This window comes from Conyzicola nivalis (assembly GCF_014639655.1).
Taxonomy (GTDB): domain Bacteria; phylum Actinomycetota; class Actinomycetes; order Actinomycetales; family Microbacteriaceae; genus Conyzicola; species Conyzicola nivalis.
In genome coordinates, this window is sequence record NZ_BMGB01000001.1 from 906,188 (window position 1) to 922,771 (window position 16,584).

General features: G+C 67.3%; 15 protein-coding genes. 3 read left to right on the top strand and 12 right to left on the bottom strand.

The genetic code is table 11. The features are described from left to right. Position 1 precedes the first annotated feature (1 nt). The 5 genes from alaS to IEV96_RS04425 all read right to left on the bottom strand — a co-directional run bounded on the left by alaS (position 2) and on the right by IEV96_RS04425 (position 5,744). Complete coding sequence (gene alaS / locus IEV96_RS04405) at positions 2 to 2,656, bottom strand: alanine--tRNA ligase (protein WP_188509466.1); 2,655 nt, start codon at positions 2,654 to 2,656, stop codon at positions 2 to 4. A gap of 65 nt (positions 2,657 to 2,721) precedes the next feature. Beyond that, positions 2,722 to 2,916, bottom strand: coding sequence for a hypothetical protein (locus IEV96_RS04410; protein WP_188509467.1), 195 nt, complete (start codon positions 2,914 to 2,916; stop codon positions 2,722 to 2,724). Positions 2,917 to 2,945: 29 nt separating this feature from the next. Further along, entirely contained in the window at positions 2,946 to 3,320 is a 375-nt protein-coding gene (locus IEV96_RS04415; protein WP_188509468.1) for a DUF948 domain-containing protein, read from the bottom strand. A gap of 157 nt (positions 3,321 to 3,477) precedes the next feature. Then, positions 3,478 to 4,107: a 30S ribosomal protein S4 gene (rpsD, locus tag IEV96_RS04420; RefSeq protein WP_184235596.1), complete on the bottom strand. Its 630-nt coding sequence runs from the start codon at positions 4,105 to 4,107 to the stop codon at positions 3,478 to 3,480. 212 nt (positions 4,108 to 4,319) lie between these two features. Next, positions 4,320 to 5,744, bottom strand: a complete 1,425-nt coding sequence (locus IEV96_RS04425; protein ID WP_188509469.1) for a replication-associated recombination protein A — start codon at positions 5,742 to 5,744, stop codon at positions 4,320 to 4,322. A gap of 106 nt (positions 5,745 to 5,850) precedes the next feature. On the opposite strand from IEV96_RS04425, the gene IEV96_RS04430 reads away from it, so the two are divergent. The 3 genes from IEV96_RS04430 to IEV96_RS04440 all read left to right on the top strand — a co-directional run bounded on the left by IEV96_RS04430 (position 5,851) and on the right by IEV96_RS04440 (position 8,613). Beyond that, on the top strand, positions 5,851 to 6,639 hold the full coding sequence (locus IEV96_RS04430) for a peptidylprolyl isomerase (RefSeq protein ID WP_308419463.1): 789 nt from the start codon (positions 5,851 to 5,853) through the stop codon (positions 6,637 to 6,639). 94 nt (positions 6,640 to 6,733) lie between these two features. Beyond that, positions 6,734 to 7,966, top strand: a complete 1,233-nt coding sequence (locus IEV96_RS04435; RefSeq protein ID WP_188509470.1) for a DUF349 domain-containing protein — start codon at positions 6,734 to 6,736, stop codon at positions 7,964 to 7,966. Positions 7,967 to 8,058: 92 nt separating this feature from the next. After that, entirely contained in the window at positions 8,059 to 8,613 is a 555-nt protein-coding gene (locus tag IEV96_RS04440) for a type IV toxin-antitoxin system AbiEi family antitoxin (RefSeq protein ID WP_188509471.1), read from the top strand. On the opposite strand, the gene IEV96_RS04445 is transcribed toward IEV96_RS04440, so the two are convergent. The 7 genes from IEV96_RS04445 to ruvC form a co-directional block, all read right to left on the bottom strand. After that, positions 8,600 to 10,852 (bottom strand): RelA/SpoT family protein, encoded by a 2,253-nt coding sequence (locus tag IEV96_RS04445; RefSeq protein WP_188509472.1) that lies wholly within the window; start codon positions 10,850 to 10,852, stop codon positions 8,600 to 8,602. The two genes, IEV96_RS04440 and IEV96_RS04445, sit on opposite strands and share 14 nt — an antisense overlap. A 31-nt stretch (positions 10,853 to 10,883) precedes the next feature. After that, positions 10,884 to 11,918 (bottom strand): protein translocase subunit SecF, encoded by a 1,035-nt coding sequence (gene secF / locus IEV96_RS04450; protein WP_188509473.1) that lies wholly within the window; start codon positions 11,916 to 11,918, stop codon positions 10,884 to 10,886. Continuing rightward, complete coding sequence (gene secD, locus IEV96_RS04455; protein WP_188509474.1) at positions 11,918 to 13,648, bottom strand: protein translocase subunit SecD; 1,731 nt, start codon at positions 13,646 to 13,648, stop codon at positions 11,918 to 11,920. The genes secF and secD overlap by 1 nt, the downstream gene beginning before the upstream one ends. A 90-nt stretch (positions 13,649 to 13,738) precedes the next feature. Continuing rightward, positions 13,739 to 14,254, bottom strand: a complete 516-nt coding sequence (locus tag IEV96_RS04460) for a preprotein translocase subunit YajC (RefSeq protein WP_188509475.1) — start codon at positions 14,252 to 14,254, stop codon at positions 13,739 to 13,741. Between the two features lie 68 nt (positions 14,255 to 14,322). Next, positions 14,323 to 15,366 carry a Holliday junction branch migration DNA helicase RuvB gene (ruvB, locus tag IEV96_RS04465; RefSeq protein WP_188509476.1) on the bottom strand — a complete coding sequence of 348 codons (1,044 nt, stop codon included), beginning with the start codon at positions 15,364 to 15,366 and terminating at the stop codon, positions 14,323 to 14,325. Continuing rightward, positions 15,363 to 15,974, bottom strand: a complete 612-nt coding sequence (ruvA, locus tag IEV96_RS04470; RefSeq protein ID WP_188509477.1) for a Holliday junction branch migration protein RuvA — start codon at positions 15,972 to 15,974, stop codon at positions 15,363 to 15,365. Before ruvA ends, ruvB begins: the two co-directional genes overlap by 4 nt. Then, positions 15,971 to 16,579, bottom strand: a complete 609-nt coding sequence (ruvC, locus tag IEV96_RS04475) for a crossover junction endodeoxyribonuclease RuvC (protein WP_188509478.1) — start codon at positions 16,577 to 16,579, stop codon at positions 15,971 to 15,973. The genes ruvA and ruvC overlap by 4 nt, the downstream gene beginning before the upstream one ends. Between the last annotated feature and the right edge of the window lie 5 nt (positions 16,580 to 16,584).

Consider the following 16,584-nt stretch of genomic DNA (forward strand, 5'->3'; position numbering starts at 1 on the left):
GCTAGCCCGCGACGGAGGCGCTGATGGCGTCGAGCGCCGCGCCGATCGCGGAGACGTCGGAGCCGCCACCCTGTGCGATGTCGTCCTTGCCGCCTCCGCCGCCGCCGAGAACGCCGGCGGCGAGCTTGGCGAGCGCGCCGGCCTTGGCACCCGCGGTACGTGCCGCGTCGTTGGTGGCGACGATGACCGCGGGCTTGCCGGAGACGTCGGCCGCGAGGGCGACGACGGCCGCGACGTTGCCCAGCCGCTCGCGCACGCTCGTCACCAGCGAACGCAGTTCGTCGCTCGAGGCGACGCTTCCCACGTTCTGCGCCACGAGGGTCACTGAGCCGACGGTGTGGCCGCTGGCCACGAGCGCGGGAACCCGCTCCGAGAGCGCTGCCGCCTCGAACTGGGCGATGCGCTTCTCCGCCGCCTTGAGGCTCGCGAGCAGGTCGCCGACGCGGGCACCGAGCTGGTCGCGCGGGGTCTTCAGGTTGCTCGACAGCTCGTTCACGATGGCGCGCTCGGCGGCCAGGTCGCGGAAGGCCTCGTAGCCGACGAGCGACTCGATGCGGCGATTGGCGGAGCCGACCGAGGTCTCGCTCACGAGGTTAATGAGCCCGATCTCCGACGACCGCGAGACGTGGGTGCCCGCGCAGAGCTCGAGCGACCACGGGCCGCCGATCTGCACGACGCGCACCGTCTCGCCGTACTTCTCACCGAACAGGGCCATCGCGCCGAGCGACTTGGCCTCGTCGAGGTTCATGATCTTGGTATCGACCTCGAGGTTCTCGCGCACCTTGAGGTTCGCGATCTCTTCGATCTCGCTGCGGGTCTCGGGCGATAGCGCCTGGTTCCAGCTGAAGTCGAGCCGCATGTAGCCGGCCTTGTTGTACGAGCCGCTCTGGTGGGCTTCCTGCCCGAGCACCTGGCGCACGGCCGCGTGGATGAGATGGGTCGCCGAGTGCGCCTGCGTGGCTCCGCGGCGCCATTCCTGGTCGACGATGGTGGTGGCGGGGGCGCCTACGGACACTTCGCCGGTGGTCACCTGCACCTTGTGGCTGGTGAGGCCCTTGACCGGGCGCTGAACGTCCAGAACCTCGAGCTCGTAGCCGTTTCCGACGATCGTGCCCGCGTCGGCCTCCTGGCCGCCCGACTCGGCGTAGAGCGAGGTCTCGGCGAGGATCACTTCGGCGATCTGCCCGACGCTCGCGCTCGTCACCGAAACGCCGTCGACGATGAGGCCGAGGATCGTGCTCTCGCTCTGCAGGTACTCGTAGCCGGTGAACACCGTCTCGCCGAGCGCGCGGAAGTCGCCGTAGACCGATAGGTCGGCGAGCGTCGACTTCTTCGACTTCGCGTCGGCCTTGGCCATGGTGCGCTGCTGCGTCATAAGCGCGTCGAACGCGTCACGGTCGACGGTGAGGCCGGCCTCCTCCGCCATCTCCAGTGTGAGGTCGATCGGGAAACCGAAGGTGTCGTGCAGCAGGAAGGCGGTGTCGCTCGCGAGCGCCGGTGCCCCCTCGCTCTTGGTCTTCGCGACCGCGAGGTCGAGGATGCTCGTGCCGCTCGCGAGGGTGCGCAGGAACGCCTCCTCCTCGGCAAGCGCGAGGCGCTCGATGCGGTGGTACTCGGTCTCCACCTCGGGGTACGAGTTCTTCATGGCGTCGCGCGACGCGGGGAACAGCTCCGCGAAGCTGGGAGCGTCGACGCCGAGGAGGCGCATGGAGCGGATGGTGCGACGCATCAGGCGACGCAGGATGTACCCGCGGCCCTCGTTCGACGGGGTGACCCCGTCGGACATCAGCATGAGCGACGAGCGGACGTGGTCGGCGATCACGCGCATGCGCACGTCGTCTTCGTGATCCGCACCGTACCGGCGGCCCGACAGTTCGGCCGCGCGGTCGAGCACGGGGCGCACCTGGTCGGTCTCGTACATGTTCTCGACGCCCTGCTTGAGGAACGCGACGCGCTCCATGCCCATGCCGGTGTCGATGTTCTTCTTCGGCAGTTCGCCGAGGATCTCGAAGTTCTTGCCCGCGCCCTCGCCGCGCAGGTACTGCATGAAGACGAGGTTCCAGATCTCGACGTAGCGGTCGTCGTCGGTCGCCGGGCCACCGTCCCGCCCGTACGCCGCTCCGCGGTCGAAGAAGATCTCGGAGCAGGGGCCGGCCGGCCCGGGCTGGCCTGTCGACCAGTAGTTGGTGTCCATGTCGAGCCGCTGGATGCGCTCGTCGGGAAGACCGGCGGTCTTCTTCCAGAAGTTGATCGCCTCGTCGTCGTCTTTGTAGACGGTGACCCAGAGGTCCTTCTCCTGGAAGCCGAGCCCGCCGTCGGACTCCGACGACGTGAGCAGCTCCCAGGCGTACTCGATCGCCTGCTCCTTGAAGTAGTCGCCGAACGAGAAGTTGCCGTTCATCTGGAAGAACGTGCCGTGGCGCGGGGTCTTTCCGACCTCTTCGATGTCGAGGGTTCTGATGCACTTCTGAACGCTCGTCGCACGCGGGTACGGCGCGGGCACCAGCCCGGTGAGATAGGGCACGAACGGGACCATGCCGGCGACCGTGAAGAGCAGGGTCGGGTCTTCACTCACGAGCGAGGCGGAGGGAACGACGGTGTGTCCGCGGTCTCCGAAGTAGGTGAGCCAGCGGCGTTGAATTTCTGCGGTCTGCATGGAGTCCTGAAATTAGAAGGAACCGGCCGCGCAGGCCGGTCGAGGTGGAGAGGGAGGAGGTGGGTCTAGTTGATGTCGTCGATGGCGGCGCGGAGTTCTGCCTCGCGCTGCTTGTACCCGTCGACCACGGCGTCGCTGAAGTCGTGCGCCTTGGCATTCACGTCGTCGAAGAACTTCTTACCGCCGGAGGTCTTGGCGATCTGGTGAGCCGCCACAAATCCGACGCCCACGCCGACGACGAGCCACAGTACTTTTTTCACGGGTTTCTCCCTAGAGATCGGTGTTCAGCTTACTTCTTGGCCCGTCGACGCCCGGTGCCCGGGAGTCCGCCGAAAGCGGCGCGCACGCCGGCGGAGAACGCGGCGACCTTGATGAGCGGGCCGCCGACGGATGCTGCGAAGAGCGAGACGAGGGCGGTCAGGTTGCCCGTGGTTTCCGCGATATCGCCGGTGATGGTGTCGAGCCGGCCGAGCTGCTTGTTCGACTCGCTGATGGTCGTCGTCGCCTCCTCGAGGAGGGGTGTGACGTTCTCGCCGAGGTCCTTGATCGCCTTGCTCGTCTCGTCGAAGACCCGGCCGAGCTTGATGAGTGGCACGGCGAGGAGTCCGACGAGGATCGCGAAGATTCCTGCCGCGATGAGGCCAGCGATGTCTCCACCAGTCATTGTGTGTCTCCTTGAGCTCGTGGCGATGTGCCGACATTTACCCTAACGGGAGAAGCCAGCACCCGTCGTCGTATTGCGCGAGCCCCGCCACATCCGAGGGGTCAAAAAAGGGGCCGTGGCGAAAGCCACGACCCCTTTCAGATGAGTATCTGAATACTTAGCGAGCTGCGTAGTACTCGACGACGAGCTGGACTTCACACGTCACGGGGACCTCGACGCGCTTGGGGCGACGCACGAGGCGGGCCTGCAGCTTGTCGAGTTCGACCTCGAGGTACGGGGGAAGCTTCGGCAGGAGGTCGACGTGACCGCCGGCTGCTGCGACCTGGAAGGGCTCGAGGCCTTCGCTCTTCTCGTGCACGTGCACGAGCTGGCCGGGCTTGACGCGGAACGACGGGCGGTCGACGCGCTGGCCGTCGACCAGGATGTGGCGGTGAACGATCAGCTGGCGTGCCTGAGCGGTCGTACGGGCGATCGCCGAACGGACGAGGATCGCGTCGAGACGCATCTCGAGCTGCTCGACCAGGTTCTCACCGGTCAGTCCGGCGGCACGACGTGCCTCTTCGAACTGGATCTTGAGCTGGGCCTCGCGGATGCCGTACTGGGCGCGCAGGCGCTGCTTCTCGCGCAGACGGACGGCGTAGTCGCTGTCCTGCTTGCGCTTGGTGCGGCCGTGCTCACCCGGAGCGTACGGACGCTTCTCGAGGTACTTGGCGGCCTTCGGCGTGAGGGCGATGCCCAGAGCGCGCGACAGGCGGGTCTTGCTACGGGTACGTGACTTAGTAGACACAGTGTCCTTTTCTTCGTAAATCCAACGTGGAAAACCGGCTGCTCGCGAACACGCATGCGCGCGCAAAACAGGACCGATGAAAGTAGAGGGATTTGCCGCGGAGACCGGTCGGCTACAGACCAGAGGCTCCTTGACCGGGAGTTCGCAGCAGCCGTGCGCGAACAACCGATATCAGGCGGGGTCAAGATTAGCACGAACGTCGCGCCTGGCGGTCATTTGCCGCGGATGATCCGCCGCAGCTTCGCCCACCGCGCGAATACCTCGCGCTCGTTGCCGTGTTCGGTGGGCTCGTAGTACTTCGCCCCCAGCAGCTCGGTCGGCGGATACTGCTGCTGCACCACCCCGATGTCGTAGTCGTGGGGATACAGGTAGCCCTTGCCGTGGCCGAGTTTCTTAGCGCCCGCGTAGTGCGCGTCACGGATCGGCTTGGGCACGCGGCCGATCTTGCCGGCCCGCACGTCGGCGATGGCCTTGTCGATGCCGATGTACGAGGCCGGCGACTTCGGAGCGGTCGCGAGGTAGACCACGGCCTGCGCGAGCGGGATGCGCCCCTCCGGCATGCCGATGAACTGCACGGCGTCGGCGGCGGCGACCGCGATCACGAGCGCCTGCGGGTCGGCGAGGCCAATGTCTTCCGACGCGCTGATGATGATGCGGCGGGCGATGAACCTCGGGTCTTCCCCGGCCTCGATCATGCGCGCTAGGTAGTGCAGGGCGGCGTCGGCGTCGGAACCCCGGATCGACTTGATGAACGCGCTGATGACGTCGTAATGCTCGTCGCCCTGGCGGTCGTAGCGCAGCAGGGCACGGTCGACCGCCCGCGACACGGTGTCACCCGTGACGATCGGCAACTCCCGCGCGGGGGCCGCCGGCGTGTCATCCGCGTCTTCGTCTTCGTCTTCGTTTTCGTATTCGAGCGTCGCCGTCTCGCGGTCGTACTCGGCCTGCGCTGCGACGGACTCCCCGGAGGCGCTGAGCGCGGATGCCTCGAGTGCGGTGAGCGCGCGCCTCGCGTCGCCGGAAGCGAGGCGGATGATCGCTTCGCGCCCGCTGGGGTCGAGCACGACACTGCCGTCGAGGCCGCGCGGGTCGGAGACCGCACGGTCGATGACGGCCCCGAGATCGTCGTCGGTGAGCTGCTCGAGCGTGAGCAGGAGCGACCGGGACAGCAACGGCGAGATCACTGAGAACGACGGGTTCTCGGTGGTGGCGGCGACGAGGATCACCCAGCCGTTCTCGACACCGGGCAGCAAAGCGTCTTGCTGCGCCTTGGTGAAGCGGTGGATCTCGTCGAGGAAGAGCACGGTGGAGATGCCGTACAGGTCGCGGCGCGAGAGCGCCTCCTCCATGACCTGGCGCACGTCACGCACGCCGGCCGTGACGGCCGACAACTCGACGAAGTTGCGACCCGAGCTGTGGGCGACGAGTTTGGCCAGCGTCGTTTTGCCGGTTCCGGGAGGCCCCCACAGGATGATCGAGACCGACCCCTGTTCGCCGGACTTGTCGGTGGCGAGGCTGACGAGGGGCGAGCCGGGCCGCAGCAGGTGGCGCTGACCGGCCACTTCGTCGAGGGAGGTGGGACGCATGCGCACCGCGAGAGGCGTCGCCCCGCTGCGAAGTCCTGGCTGGGCGCTCATGTGCACAATGCTAACCGCGCCCGGCGACACGCATTTGGCCGGTGCGCGCCCGCCACCGTAAAGTTCATCGAGGCATCGGGCCGTCGAACGTTCTGTAGGAGAAATTGTGGCTTCGAACAAAAACCAGGAACGCGAGGCACGCGAGGCACGCGAGCGCCTGAAGCTCTACAACGCCCGACAGGGCGTGCACGAGCACCGGGTCAAGCGCCGCCGTCGCGACAACATCATCGCCGTTCTCGGAGCCCTCGTCGTCATCGCCCTCGCGGCCGCCACGCAGATCTTCTACTTCTCCGCGGGCCCCGGCGTTCCCGAAGCCACGCCGAGCGCCAGCGCCACCCCCGAAGCCACGGGTGAGAACGTCGGCGACGTGCCGGCCGCCGACACCGCCGAGGCGCGCACCTGGACCGGCGAGATGACCCTCAACGACATCCCGCTCGGTATCTCCCTCGACGGCGCCCTCGCCCCGCAGGCCGCGGCCTCGCTCATCGGCGACATCCGAAACGGCTACCTCGTCGGCAAGACCTGCCACCGCCTCGCGGACAGCGACAGCTTCAAGGTGTTGCAGTGCGGCTCGCTCGATGGAACGGGCGCCAGCGATGCATCCTATTCATTCGGTCCGATCGAAAACGCGCCGGCCGACGAGGTCTACCCGACGGGCACCATCGCCATGGCCCGTGTCGGTGAGGACGCCTACAGCAACGGCCACCAGTTCTTCATCGTCTTCGGCGACACGACGATTCCCTCCGACAGCGCGGGTGGCTACACGGTGGTCGGTCTGGTGACCAGCGGACTCGACCAGCTGCAGACCGGCATCGTCGACGGTGGCATCGTCGACGGCGCGGCCGACGGCGCTCCCGTCGTCCCGACCACGATCACCGCCGCAACAATCCAATAAGAACCGTTCTCGCATCTTTCCGCGCTATGCGAGTGGCATAGGCTGGAACATGGTCAGTCAGCAGCTACTGGCACGAGAAGCAAGGTGAAATCACGTGGCATCAAACGATCAGGCTCCCTGGGGACGCGTCGACGAGACAGGCACTGTCTACGTCCGCGAAGAATCAGGCGAGCGCGCCGTAGGTCAGTACCCCGACGGCAGCCCAGAAGAAGCACTCGCGTACTTCGAGCGTAAGTACGTCGAGCTGGCCGGCCAGGTGACGCTGCTCGAACAACGCACCAAGCGCGCCGCGTCGGCCGCCGACGTCTCGAAGGCGGTCAAGGCGCTGTCGTCGACGATCGCGACAGCCAACGCCGTGGGCGACCTCGCGTCGCTGCAGCGCCGCCTCGAGGCCCTCAGCGGCACCGTGAGCGAGCTGACCGAGAAGCAGAACGAGGAGAGCAAGGCCGCCGTCGCCGCAGCCGTCGCCGAACGCACCGCCATCGTCGTCGAGGCCGAGACGCTTGCCGCGCAAGACCCGGCCAAGGCGCAGTGGAAGCAGGTGACCGCGGCGATCGACGAGATCTTCGCACGCTGGCAGAAGCACCAGGCCGACGGCCCCCGCCTCCCCAAGAACGAGAGCAACGAGCTGTGGAAGCGGTTCCGCGCCGCCCGCTCGACCATCGACACGCACCGCAAGGCGTTCTTCTCCGAACTCGACGCCGTGCACCGCGACGCGCGCACCCGCAAGCAGGAGCTCGTCGAGAAGGCGGAAGCCCTCGTCAGCAAGGGCGTCGACGGCATCCCCGCCTACCGCGGTCTGCTCGACGAGTGGAAGCTCGCCGGTCGTGCCGGCAAGAAGCTCGACGACTCGCTCTGGGCCAAGTTCAAGGCCGCCGGCGACGAGCTCTACTCGGCCAAGTCCGAGGTGGAGGCCGTCGACAACGTCGAGTTCGAGGCGAACCTCGCCCTCAAGCTCGAGCTGCTCGAGGAAGCCGAGCCCCTGCTCACCGCGACCGACCGGGTGAAGGCCAAAGAGACCCTTACCTCGGTGCAGCGCCGTTGGGACAAGATCGGCAAGGTTCCGCGCGACAAGGTCAAGACGGTCGACGACCGCCTGCGCAAGGTCGAAGCGGCCGTGCGCAAGCTCGACGAGGACCACTGGCAGAAGAGCAACCCCGAGAAGCAGGCTCGTTCCGAAGGACTCGCGAGCCAGCTGCAGGATGCCATCGCCAAGCTCGAACGCGAACTCGCGGACGCGCAGGCCAGCGGAGACAAGAAGAAGATCGCCGACGCGCAGGAAGCGCTGGATGCCCGCAAGCTCTGGTTGGGCGCGATCAAGAACTAGCGGTTAGACGGCCGCGATATCCACAGACGGCACCTTCGCACCGATCACCAGAACGGGGGCGAGTCGACATCCACCGGTAGCACTATCGGTTCATGTCTCGACTCGCCCCCGTTCTGCATGCGGGAGACCTCCCCCTTGCAGAACTCTGCGCCGCCCGGCTCGACGGCGAACTCTTCGGCGCCGACGAGGCGTTCCTGCCGATCGACGTCGGGGTCGGCCCGCTCGAACGGGCAACGGCCGCCGGGCGGTTCTGGCCGGGGCGGCTCATTGCCGAGCGTGCCACCGCGGCCTGGATCTGGGGCGCGATGCCCGATCCGCCGCTGCGCCACCAGCTGTGCGCCAGCAAAGACGCACGTGCCCGCCCTCCGGTGCCGGCGCGCAGCACCGTACGCGAGGTGACGATAGCGCCCGACGAGTATGCGTACGTCGCGACTCTGCGGGTCACCACTCCCCTGCGCACGCTCGTCGACCTGGCGCGTTTCGGCGACGACTACACCGACGCCGACCGCGGGATCGCCCGGGCGCTGATCGCACTCGACGACCTCACGGTGGCACACTGCCGTCAGGCGCTCGACCGGAGACGCAACCTGCCGGCCAAGAAGCTGGCCTGGTCGCGCCTCCTGTCGGTGTTCGCTAGCCCGAGTTGACGCGGTAGACGTCGTAGACCGCGTCGATTCGGCGCACGGCGTTGAGCACGCGGTCGAGGTGCGTCGTGTCGCCCATCTCGAACACGAAGCGCGAGATCGCGAGCCGCTGGTTCGAGGTGGAGACGGTCGCCGACAGGATGTTGACGTGGTTCTCGCTGAGTACCCGGGTGACGTCTGACAGCAGCCCGGAACGGTCGAGGGCCTCGACCTGGATCTGCACGAGGAACAGGCTCTTCGACGACGGCGCCCACTCCACGTCGATCATGCGCTCGGGCTCGGTCATGAGCTCTTTGACGTTCTTGCAGTCGGCGCGGTGCACCGAGACGCCGGCGCCGCGCGTGACGAAGCCGACGATGGTGTCGCCGGGCACGGGCGTGCAGCACTTCGCGAGCTTGACGAGGATGTCGGGAGCGCCTCGCACCAGAACGCCGGAGTCGGCGTTGCGGATCTTGCTCGAGCGGCGCTGCGAGGCGAAGGTGACCTCGGAATCCTCGTTGTCGACCTCGGTCGCGATGGCCGCGAGTACCTTCTCGATCACCGACTGCGTGGAGACGTGCCCCTCGCCGACGGCGGCGTACAGCGCCGAGACGTCTTCGTAGCGCATCTGGGCCGCGACGTCGTTGAACGAGTCCTGGCTCATCAGCTTCTGCAGCGGCAGGTTCTGCTTGCGCATGGCTCGGGCGATCGCGTCGCGGCCCTGCTCGATGGCCTCGTCGCGGCGTTCCTTCGTGAACCAGCCGCGGATCTTGCTGCGCGCCCGGGGCGACTTGACGAAGTTCAGCCAGTCCTGGCTCGGGCCGGAGTCGGGGTTCTTCGAGGTGAAGACCTCGACGGAGTCGCCGCTGTGCAGTTCGCTCTCGAGCGGGACCAGCCTGCCGTTGACCTTCGCACCCATCGTGCGGTGGCCGATCTCGGTGTGCACGGCGTACGCGAAGTCGACGGGGGTCGCGCCGGCGGGCAGTCCGATGACCTTGCCCTTCGGAGTGAAGACGTAGACCTCTTTGGCACCGATCTCGAAGCGCAGGGAGTCGAGGAATTCGTCGGGGTCGCTCGTCTCGGCTTCCCAGTCGGAGATGTGCGCGAGCCAGGCCATGTCGCCGTCGTCCTGCAGAGCGGTGGACGCGCCGCGGCCGCCGTTGACCCGCTCCTTGTACTTCCAGTGCGCGGCGACGCCGAACTCGGCGCGCTGGTGCATCTCCTGCGTGCGGATCTGGATCTCGACAGGTCGCCCCTGCGGTCCGATGACCGTGGTGTGCAACGACTGGTAGAGGTTGAACTTCGGCGTCGCGATGTAGTCCTTGAACCGGCCAGGGATCGGATTCCAGCGCGCGTGGATCGATCCGAGCACGGCGTAGCAGTCGCGCACCGAGTTGACGAGGACACGGATGCCGACGAGGTCGTAGATCTCGTCGAACTCGCGGCCGCGCACGATCATCTTCTGGTAGATCGAGTAGTACTGCTTCGGCCGACCCGCGACCGATCCCTTGATCTTCGACGCCTTGAGGTCGTCGTTGACCGACTCGATGACCTGCTGCACGAACTCCTCGCGCTGCGGCGTGCGCTGACGCACCAGGCTCTCGATCTCGACGTAGAGCTTGGGGTAGAGCACCGAGAACGAGAGGTCTTCGAGCTCCCACTTGATGGTCTGGATGCCGAGACGGTGCGCGAGGGGCGCGTAGATCTCAAGCGTCTCCTTCGCCTTGCGGGTCGCCGTCTCTTCGCTCACGAAGCCCCAGGTGCGGGCGTTGTGCAGGCGGTCGGCGAGCTTGATCACGAGCACGCGGATGTCTTTCGACATGGCGACGACCATCTTGCGCACGGTCTCTGCCTGAGCGCTGTCGCCGTACTTCAGCTTGTCGAGTTTTGTGACGCCGTCGACGAGCATCGCGATTTCTTCGCCGAAGTCGTGGCGCAGGGTCTCGAGCGCGTAGTCGGTGTCTTCGACGGTGTCGTGCAGCAGCGCCGCAGCGACGGTCTTCGACCCGATGCCCAGATCGGCGAGGATCTGCGCGACCGCGACCGGGTGGGTGATGTAGGGCTCGCCGCTGCGTCGCTTCTGTCCGCGATGCGCGAGTTCCGCCGCCGCGTAGGCGCGCTCGATGAGCGCGATATCGGCCTTCGGATGGTGCAACCGCACCGTCTTGATGAGACGGTCGACCGCGCCGGCGGGCTGAGCCCGGGAGAAGATCCTCGGGATGAGGCTGCGCAAAGACGCCGTCGTGTTGGATGTCTCGGTCATGCGCGCCTCATTTGCCAATAGTAGTCGCGCGTTAGCTGGCCGTCTCGACCGTGCTGACCGGCGTCTTCACGCTGGCGGCACGAGCCGTCTGCAGGCGCTTGGTCTGCTTCAGGATGGCGGGCTCGTTCTCGCGCAGCTGCGCGTAGAGCGGGGCGGCGATGAAGATGGTCGAGTAGGTGCCGATCAGGATGCCGATGAACAGCGACAGGGCGATGTCGCGCAGGGTCCCGGCACCGAGCACGACCGCTCCGATGAAGAGGATCGCGCCGACGGGCAGCGCGGCGACGACACCGGTGTTGATCGAGCGCACGAGGGTCTGGTTGACCGCGAGGTTGACGGATTCGCCGAAGGTGCGGCTGGAGGCCGGACCGTCTTCCGCCGTGTTCTCGCGGATCTTGTCGAACACCACCACCGTGTCGTACAGCGAGTAGCCGAGGATCGTGAGGAATCCGATCACCGCCGACGGCGTGATCTCGAACCCGAGGATGCCGTAGACACCCGCGGTGATGATGATGTCGTGCAGCAGCGAGACGATCGCCGCGACCGACATCTTCCAGGTGCGGAAGTAGAGCGCCATCACGATCGCGGCGAGGATGATGAACACCACGAGCGCGCGCACGGCCGACGTCGTGATGTCGGCACCCCACGACGGGCCGATGAACGAGGCGGTCACCTGGGTGGCCGGAACGTCGAATGTCTCCGCGAGGGCGCCGGCGAGGGTGTCGGACTCTTCCTGGGTGAGCTGTTCGGTCTGAACCCGGATACCGCTGTCACCGACGGTCGTAACGCGGGGCGAAGCATCCGGGACTATGGATTCGACCGTGGCCGTCGCCGTGTCCTGGTTCGCGATGGGGTCGGTGTCGAGGTTCGCGATGTCGGAGACCTGGAACTCGGATCCGCCGCGGAACTCGATGCCGAACACGAACCCGCCACGGAGCGCGGGGCCCACGATCGACGCGAGGATCATCACGGCGGCGATGATGTACCAGAGGCGACGCTTGCCGACGAAGTTGAACGACCGCTCCCCCGTGTAGAGGTCATTGCCGAACTTGGCGAAGCCGCCCATCAGGAGTCCTTCCGATCAACGTTGCTATCGCTCGAGGCGCCGGCGAGCTCTGCGGCCTTGCGTTCGGCGATCGTCTGGCGGCGGGCAGCCTCCTTGGCGGCACCGGCCTTGGACGTGGCGGGGGTGGGGGTGCGGAACTGGGCGCGACCGCGGTAGACGGCGCCGAGGGCGTTCGGGTCGAGGCCGCTCATCGGGTGGCCCGACGAGAAGTACTTGGTGGTGGCGAGCAGCTGTAGCACCGGGTGGGTGAAGAGCACCACGATTATGACGTCGATGATCGTCGTGACACCGAGGGTCAGCGCGAATCCACGCACGTTGCCGACCGCGAGGATGAAGAGCACCACGGCAGACAGCAGGTTGACGGCCTTGGCGGCGAAGATCGTGCGGAGGGCACGCTTCCAGCCGGCCTCGACCGCGGAGACGAGCGCTCGGCCGTCGCGCAGTTCGTCACGGATTCTCTCGAAGTAGACGATGAACGAGTCGGCCGTGAAACCGATGGCCACGATCAGACCGGCGACACCGGCGAGCGACAGGCGGTAGCCCTCGCGCCAGGACATGATCACGATCACGAAGTAGGTGACTATCGCGGCCACGACGAGCGAGGCGACGGTGACCAGGCCGAGCAGCCGGTACTGGAAGAGCGAGTAGCCGAACACGAGGATGAGGCCGATGAGACCGGCGATGAGGCCGCTCTGCAACTGCGACGAACCGAGGGTCGACGAGATGACCTCGGAGCTCTGCACCTCGAAGCCGATGGGCAGCGCGCCGAACTTCAGCTGGTCGGCGAGGGTCTTGGCGGTCTCCTGGTCGAACGACCCGCTGATCTGCGGCTTGCCGTCGGTGATCGCGGCGTTCGTGGACGGTGCCGAGATGACACGGCCGTCGAGCACGATGGCGAACTGGTTGCGCACGTCCCCGACGCCGTAGCCGAAGAGGCGCGTCGTGACGTCGGCGAACTGCTCGGTGCCTTCGGCGTCGAACACGATGTTGACGCCCCACGCACCGGTGCTGACGCCCTGGCTGTTGAGCACCAGTCCGCTGGTCGCGTCGCTGATGGTCGAACCGGCGACCTCGGTCGGGCCGAGGATGTACTTGTACGTGCCAGTCGAGTCGCACGTGACGAGCGGCTGGTCGGCGGGCGCCACGTTCGCGCCCTCCGCGTCGAGGTTCGCGCAGTCGAAGTTGGTGTACTGGTCGGCGAGAGCCGGCGTGATCCAGTTGGCGTCGCTCGCGTCGGTGGGCGAGACGCTCGGCGTTGACTCGAGCGACGGGCTCGCGGCGTCAGTGGGAGTCGGCGTGGCGGTCGAGCCGTCGTCGCCGACGGCCGAGGTGGCCGCCGCTTCGGTCGACAGCACCGGGCGGAACTCGAGCTTGGCCGACGACTGGATGCGGTCGAGGGTGGCCTTGTCGGGGGTGCCGGGGATCGAGACGACGACGTTCTGGTCGCCCTGGGTGGTGATCTCGGCCTCGGAAACACCGCTGGCGTCGATGCGGTCGCGGATGATCGACACGGCCTGGTTCAACTGTTCGGGCGTGACATCCTGCCCGTCTTCCAGCTGAGGCGCGAGGATGATCTGCGTGCCGCCCTCGAGGTCGAGGGCAAGCTTCGGCGTCCACGACCAGTTGGCCCACGCGACACCGGCTCCGTTGATGCCCACTAGCAGAGCAATGATGACGGTGAGCCAGGCCAGCGAACGCCAGGCCTTCTTTACCGGGGTGGTTCTTGCCACGTACGGACTCAGCTTTCTATGGAGACGCGGAATTGCGCCTGACACTCAGATGGCGCCCTCGCGGACGCCAGCACCCAGGGGTAGTAGTTGTTACTCGTCGACCTTTTTGGTGGACGCACGACGCACGGGCTTCTTGACCGGCTCGCCATCGACGGCGGGCTCTTCGACGACGGGCTCGACGACGATGATCTCCTCGGCCGGCTTCTCTGCGGGCTCGGCGAGCTCGCCGAATTCGGGGTTCGCGGCCTTCTCGCGGGCCTCGGCCTCGCGGTTCGCGATCTCCATGGCCTCTTCGACCGAGCGCGGCTCGCCGGTGCTGACGCCGCTGACGGTGGAGTCGGCCTCGGTCACGACCTTCGCGAGGGTCTGGCGGTGCACGCGCACGATGTTGCCGGGCGATACCTCGAGCTCGGCCACGTTGCTGACCTCGTCGACGGAGACGAGCGTGCCGAACAGTCCGAAGTTCGTCATGACCTCGACGCCGGGAACGATCTGCGCCTTGAGCTCCTCCTGCTTGGCCTTGTTCTTGCGGCTGTTGCGGAACGCGTAGATGACAAAGAGCGCCAGTACTACGACGAGGGCGATGTTAAGGAAGGTGTCGTTCATGGGAAAACCTCTCGGAAAGCGTGGGGGCCGGGTCAGTCTAGGGGAGTCAAGCTGAGGGGCCACCCAAATTATAGTTCATCGCCGAACAGCGGCTGGTTGTGCGTGCCCGCTTCGTGTTTGGTCAGTCCGAAGTGCTTCCAGGCCTCCCGGGTCGCGACGCGACCGCGCGGGGTGCGAATGAGCAGGCCGATGCGAACCAGGAAGGGCTCGACGACCGCCTCGATCGTCTCGGCTTCCTCTCCGACGGATACGGCCAGCGTGTTGAGTCCCACCGGTCCCCCGTCGAAACGGTTCAGCACGATGTTCATCACGGCGCGGTCGAGCCGGTCGAGCCCGAGTTCGTCGACGTCGTACAACTCGAGCGCCGCATTCACCGCGTCGATGCCCGCGCCCTTGCCCGTGACGATGGCGTAATCGCGCACGCGGCGCAGCAGCCGGTTAGCGATGCGCGGGGTTCCGCGGCTGCGACCGGCGATCTCGGCGAGGGCGGGGCGCTCGATGTCGAGCTGCAGCATGTGCGCGGCGCGGACGAGCACCTGCTCGAGCTCGCTGGATTCGTAGAACTCGAGGTGTGCCGTGAAGCCGAACCGGTCGCGCAGCGGGTTGGGCAGCATGCCGGAACGGGTGGTCGCGCCGACGAGGGTGAAGGGCGCGAGGTCGAGCGGGATCGACGTCGCGCCGGCGCCCTTGCCCACCATGATGTCGATGCGGAAGTCTTCCATCGCCAGGTAGAGCATCTCTTCCGCGGAGCGTGCCATGCGGTGGATCTCGTCGATGAACAACACCTCGCCGGGGACGAGCGAGGACAGCACGGCGGCGAGGTCTCCGGCGTGCTGGATGGCGGGCCCGCTCGACATGCGCAGCGGGCGTCCGCTCTCGTGCGCCACGATCATCGCGAGTGTGGTCTTGCCGAGGCCGGGGGGTCCGGCGAACAGGATGTGGTCTGCCGTGCGTCCCTGCATCGAGGCGGCCTGCAGCAGGAGTTGCAGCTGGCCGCGGACCTTCTGCTGGCCGACGAACTCGGCGAGCGACTGCGGTCGCAACGCTCCCTCGAAGGCGAGTTCGGCATCCGATTCTGGTTCGACGCTGATGATGTCGTCGGCGGGAGTCACTTCGTCGCCCCCTGTGGTCCGAGCTGGGCGAGGGCGATGCGCAGCAGGCTCGGCATGGTTTCGCGTTCCAGGTCGGTGGCGGCGAGCATCGCCTCGTCGACGGCGACGACGGCGGAGCGTTCGGGCCAGCCGAGGCCCATGAGCGCGAGCAGCACGCTGTCGCGGACGGGCGCGGCGGCGGGGCGCGCGGCGGCCTGGGACTGCGGCACGACGGCGAGCTTGCCCGCGAGCGACACCACGATGAGCTTGGCGGTCTTCGGCCCGATGCCCGACACCTTGCGGAAGGCCGCGTCGTCTTCGGCGGCGATCGCACGCGCGATCTCGTTGGGGTCGAGCGCGGCGAGCACCCCCATGGCGCTGCGCGGGCCGACACCGGTGACGCTGCGGAGGAGGTCGAACACGGCGAGTTCTTCGGCGTCGGCGAAGCCGTAGAGGCTGAGGTCGTCTTCGCGCACGATGAGGGTGGTGCGAAGGGTCGCCTCGTGACCGACGCGCAGGCCGATCGCCTGTTGCGGCGTCACCTGCACGGCGAGGCCCACTCCCCCGACCTCGATGACCGCGGTGGAACCCTGGGCTGCGAGCACTGTGCCTCGCACGGAAGAAATCATGCTCCCAGCCTACGTTTGGCCGCCGACTCGGCCGCGCGCCACGCGCTCTGCGCTGGCGTGAGAGAGCCGGATGCCACGGCGCCCGTCTTCCCGGGGCCGGCGCCCGCGCGGCTGGCCGCCGTTGCGACTCCCCCGCGCCACGCGTGGCAGATGGCCAGCGCAAGCGCGTCAGCGGCGTCCGCGGGTTTCGGCACGTCGTCGAGTCCGAGGATCTTCGCGACCATCAGGCCGACCTGGGCCTTTTCCGCGGCGCCGTACCCGGTGACGGCCGCCTTCACCTCGCTGGGTGTGTGCAGGCCGACGGCGAGGCCGCGCGAGGCCGCCATGTGCATGGCGACGCCGCTGGCCTGCGCGGTTCCCATCACGGTGCGCACGTTGTGCTGGGCGAACACCCGCTCGAGCGCCACCGCGTGCGGCGCGTGCTCGTCGATCAGCTCGGCGAGTTGCGTGCCGATGATGAGCAGGCGCTGCTCGAGCGGCATCTCCGGCGGTGTGCGGATGACCCCGTAGTGCACCAGCGACGCCTTGCGCGTCGACGTGACATCCACCACACCGACGCCGCACCGGGTCAAGCCTGGGTCGATGCCCAGCACCCGGAGCGTCATCGGTG